Annotated in this window: 1 protein-coding gene; it reads left to right on the top strand. The window is 33.8% G+C overall.

Annotated features, from left to right (window positions below):
• Positions 1-753: 753 nt before the first annotated feature.
• Positions 754-1,097, top strand: a 344-nt coding sequence (locus A9G48_RS09845) for a hypothetical protein (protein WP_141672996.1), incomplete at its 3' end; no start/stop codon positions are given.

Genomic DNA, 1,097 nt, shown 5'->3' with positions numbered 1-1,097 from the left:
GTGGACGAAGCGCACGAACATGTCAAAAGCAACTGGCAACTAGAAAAAGAAGAGCGCATTAAACCGTTATTCTGTATTAAACAATCGATAGTAATTCAGAGGATAATAAACCTTGTATGATCGTAATTGTGTAAAAAACACACCATAAATAAGTAGGGCAAAGCTCACGCTAATACGAAAGTAAAAGACAATATTTTTTGTTTAGGTACATTCGAATATTTATATCTTTTTGAATTTAAATTAAAAATTGGTGTTTCTTGGTGGAACGATAGAAATTGGAAAAAGCCTACTTACGACTTATTAAAAATCAATAAGTTAAAAATCTTTAAAAATTTAAAAAATCTGGTAGAATTTGTTGGTCGCTATAGCTGTAAATAAAACAGATAGCTACAATTAGAGTGTTCCCTGTATACACAGGGATAAACCATAGCAGGGCGTCCTAATGCTGGAAAATCAAGCGTGTTCCCTGTATACACAGGGATCCCCCTTTATCTTAATGCTAAAACCCTAACCCCACTTAATTGATAAAATTTTAAGTGGGGCTTAAAAGCAGCAACCTAAAAAAACATGACTCACTAAGCTTATCTTAAATTTCAATAAATTAAGTTTAATTAAATATTGCAAATTATGTAAAAACCGTGTAATTTTATGCCTGATTTTAGTTATCATTATTGATTATTAAAATTACCGATAAAAACAGATAAATATAACAAAACTAAATAAAAATAAGTAGCAAGGTAATAAAGGAAAAAAATGGTAAAACATTTAGATAAAATCATCGAACAAGCAGGACAAGCAGGACAAGCAGGACAAGCAGGACAAGCAGGACAAGCAGGACAAACAGGGAAAGACTTGCTTAGCCAATTAACAAATAAAGTTAGTCACAACCGTTATACACTAACCATTGATGAACTCAGCGCTCCTATATCGGTGTTAAACGTCAAAGGCGAAGAGGCCTTAAACCAGCTGTGGCATTACACCATTACTTTTACCAGTGCCAATAAAACCCTATCTACCGATGCTTTTTTAAACCAACCGGCTACTTTCTCATTTAATTCTGTTGTAAGCGATGCGCTCAGTTCTGCAATCCGTGCCTT

The sequence above is a fragment of the Gilliamella sp. wkB18 genome, from assembly GCF_001690875.1.
Lineage (GTDB): Bacteria > Pseudomonadota > Gammaproteobacteria > Enterobacterales > Orbaceae > Gilliamella > Gilliamella apicola_A.
Note: the sequence above shows the minus strand (reverse complement) of the source record. Positions and strands in the feature narration are given on the sequence as shown.